The 3,486-nt window shown below is 63.5% G+C and carries 3 protein-coding genes; all 3 read right to left on the reverse strand.

The window, feature by feature from the left end; genetic code table 11:
• Positions 1–39: 39 nt before the first annotated feature.
• Genes PARJ55_RS23720 through PARJ55_RS23130 form a run of 3 tightly spaced genes read right to left on the reverse strand, consistent with a single transcriptional unit; the run spans position 40 to position 2,969 of the window.
• Entirely contained in the window at positions 40–2,286 is a 2,247-nt protein-coding gene (locus PARJ55_RS23720) for a relaxase/mobilization nuclease domain-containing protein (protein ID WP_084637945.1), read from the reverse strand.
• On the reverse strand, positions 2,270–2,662 hold the full coding sequence (gene mobC, locus PARJ55_RS23125; protein ID WP_051416393.1) for a plasmid mobilization relaxosome protein MobC: 393 nt from the start codon (positions 2,660–2,662) through the stop codon (positions 2,270–2,272). Before mobC ends, PARJ55_RS23720 begins: the two co-directional genes overlap by 17 nt.
• Positions 2,652–2,969, reverse strand: coding sequence for a hypothetical protein (locus PARJ55_RS23130; protein WP_156929555.1), 318 nt, complete (start codon positions 2,967–2,969; stop codon positions 2,652–2,654). Before PARJ55_RS23130 ends, mobC begins: the two co-directional genes overlap by 11 nt.
• Between the last annotated feature and the right edge of the window lie 517 nt (positions 2,970–3,486).

Here is a 3,486-nt window from a genome sequence, read left to right on the forward strand (position 1 = left end):
CCCCGCCGCGCCGCGCCGCGCCGGAAAAAAAGAAAGTCCTTACATCCCCCCCGGTCCCTCCGGTTGACCATCCTGCGGATGATCGCCCTGCGGTTCCGGCTGGTCTGCGCGGAGATTCATACAGGCATTCTCTGCTGTAAGGGTCGCATATCCAAGCGGATCACGGTGACGATCCACAAGATTCGGACTCCGGGCCATGATCGCGGCCCCGATCTCGTCGGCCTGCCAGCCGTCCTCGGCCATGATCTGGGCCGCGCGATAGTCCAGGCGGCTCTCGTCACGGGTCCAGCCTCGCCTGTCTGCCAGCCCCTCGGCCATCGCCCGCGCCCGGTCAAACGCCGCCCCAGCATCACCGCCAGGAGCGGCCCGATGGTCTGGGCGTGGCGTGGGAATGGGGCGATCCGTAACCGGAGCCGGGGTCCGCTCTCCGACAATGCGCTGGCGGGCCGCATCGAGCGCGGCGGCGGCGCGGGCACAAAGGTCGCCAGCTGCCGCGATGATCTTCGTGAAGGCATTCGATCTGCCGGGCTTCTTATTGCTGAATCCAGCCATGCGGAATGGGTGGATTACGCCCGAGAAGTTCGGATCACCAAATCGCCGGTTGAGGTCCACGACAACCGCGTTCGCGGCTTTCTGCTCGTCCCGCCCCAGCTCTTTCGGCACCTTCAAAACCGCCTGACGGTTGCCGGCGCTGCTCTCCTGAACCAGTGCCGGCCGATACCCGGCCGCAAGAAAGTCATCCAGGGCGCGGGGCGTCATGTCGTCCACGACCATGTAATGGTTGGCTGGGTCCATCGGGGTCAGATAGATGTCGCGGCCCCGGCTGTTATGGGCGGAAAGATACGGGATCAGCGCCCGAACCTCGTCCGCGTCATAGGTCTTTTCGGTCCCGTCTGGGCCACGATCTTTGCCCACATTGAAGGAAGCCAGACCCTCAACACGGCTCATGAGCGTGAGGCGATATGCAGGGGCCTGCAACGCGCCGTGCTGGTGGTCCCATGCTCGGCGTTTCGCCTCGATCGCTGGGCTTACCGGATCGCTTGCGCCATCTGCCACAGCTTTTGGATAAGCACCGGCTGCCAGATCAGCAGTCCGAGAAGTAACGCCATCCCAATCAGCAGGCCGCAGGCTCCCGCTGCGAGGGTCACCGTCCACCGCAAGCGGCTGGCCTGCGCCTCGATCATCTTCGATGCCTTCACGGCCTGCGTTGCCGCCGATTTCGCGGCCTTCTCGGCTGTCTGGACGCTCTCCTCGGTGCGGATCAGCGTGGCTGTCGAACGGGTCAGAATCATCTCGACCTCCTTCTGGGCCTTCGTGATCCCCTCCACGGCTTGCGCCGACATGGATTTCAGGCCCGCTGCCAGCTGCCGGGCGGCGGTCCTCTGCTCCTCCGTCAACCTGGTCTGGTCCTCGGCCAGCTGGTCCAGGCGCGCGATCAGCTGCATCTGGGCTTCCGCCGTCGATCTCGCCCGCCCTTGCAAAGGCTGCGCCTGCTCGCTCGCGGAGCGCTTCACCATCTCGCTCTTGGTCATATGTGATCCCCCGGCCTTGCAGGCCCTTCCAGGTGTAAGCCTTGCCAAGGTCGGACCCCTTGAAGGGAATCCCCTCGAACTCGAAGCTGAAGCCGTTCATTTTGCCGGTGCTGGCAACATTCGGACGGGCCACCGCGCCAGCCGCTTCGATCCTGTCCATGAAGTCGAACACGCTGCCCGCCTCGGCGGTCGCAGCATCGACAATCTGCTGAAGGACAAGGCGGGGCGGCGCGTCTCCGGTGCGAACGGACATTTCGATTTCCTTCCGGCTGGGGGCCTTGGCCGGGGCCGGGCCGTCGTTCAGCCCCTTTGTCCGGGTCAGGCCGTGGCGCTCCTCCAGCTCCTGTGTGAGCTGAATCGCCTGCCGGGCCTCCCACTTGCCGTGCCACATCGTGCCATCAAGTCCGATCCGGCTTGCGATGATATGCACATGATCAAGGTCGGTGTCGTGGTGGCGGATCACGACATACTGGTGATCGCCAAGGCCCATACCGTCCATGAAGTCGGCAGCAACTTCCGACCATTTGTCAGACGTGAGACTGTCGCCGGGCGGCAAAGCAAGGCTGGTGTGCCAGACCGGGCGAGCAACACCGGGCCGCGCCTCACGGGACAAGCGGAACTCGGCGGCAAGCTCTTGCGGGGTCAGGCCGGACATGTTCCCACCGACAATTTCGCAGGCGTTCCCGGCCTCTTTGCCGAGGGCGTAATCGAGAACACCACGGAAACCGCCGCCGCGCTCAACCTTCGCTTTCATCTGGGGCCTCCTGACCGATCAGGAGGCGGCGCACCGCATCGAGCTGGGCGCGCACCTCCATGACCGCTTTGCCGACGCCAGGCACGTTCTTCACGGGCAACTTACCTTCGTTGATGGCGCGGGTGATCTGGTTGAGATTTCCAGCCGCGCGCGCCAGGTCCGCCCACGCCACCTTGTTCACGGTGGGGACGATCCGGGGCGGCTTCGCCATCGCAGCCAGGCGCAACCACTCACCCCGGCTGACCTCCCCGCGCAACTCGTCAAGGCGGGCAAGCTCAGCATCGGTCAGCCGGCAAGAGACGGCATGCCGCCGCTGCTCCTGCGGAGGTTTCGGCTTCGGGCCGTGGCGGCGTTTCTTCGGGGCGTCATCCGACATGCACATGCACCACGCTCGCTTTCGGCCTGTATGCCTTGGCGATCTCGACGGCCTCGGCCAGATCAGTGCTGTGGCCGATCATCGTTGAGCGGTCCCACGCACCGCCATCGAGGCAGAGGACGACAAAGGTCGCGCCGCGCGTCTGGATGTAGGGCCTGCGCCACCACGCCATCAGTTCCTCAATGTCGCGTTCCTCGTTGGCCATGTCCTGCGGCGCGTCGGTCGGGTCGATCAGAACCCCGTCCACGGAATCCGCAGCATCGACAAGCATTCCCCGAAGGTCATAGCGAAGGACGTATTTCGACATATCCATTTCAGTCTCCATCCCCAAAGTGAAAGATCTGCCAACCAGACCGCAGGGAAGGGCGGCAGGGCTGGAGCGGTCCCCAAGAACCAACCGACAGGGCGGGGTTTGGGGGTGGGGCAAGGTGAATTTCGCTTGCGAAGTTACACCTTGCTACTAACCTCTGCTTGATAATATGGGACAGGGCCCCATGTTATCAAGTGCCTATTCGAGCCAGGTCGGTTCGGGAATGTGGACAACCCCGAAGCCAAGGCTTCCGGGTTGGTCTCGCTCTGCTCGTCTTCTTCTTTTTTGCCCGGCGCGGCGCGGCGGGCGGGTGTGTGCTGAGCTTGCTCAGCCGGGTCTCGATACATCTCGAATCCCAAGAGGAAGCTTCTAAGCTTCCTCTATGATCCTTGAGAGATCATAGAGGAATCTTAGACGAACTTCCCGGAATGCCCATTTCGCCCAGTAAAATAAGGGCGATCCGAGATTTCGCGTGACACCAATAGTGCGCAGCGATGACACCAATAGTGCGCAG

The organism is Paracoccus sp. J55, assembly GCF_000513975.1.
Lineage (GTDB): Bacteria > Pseudomonadota > Alphaproteobacteria > Rhodobacterales > Rhodobacteraceae > Paracoccus.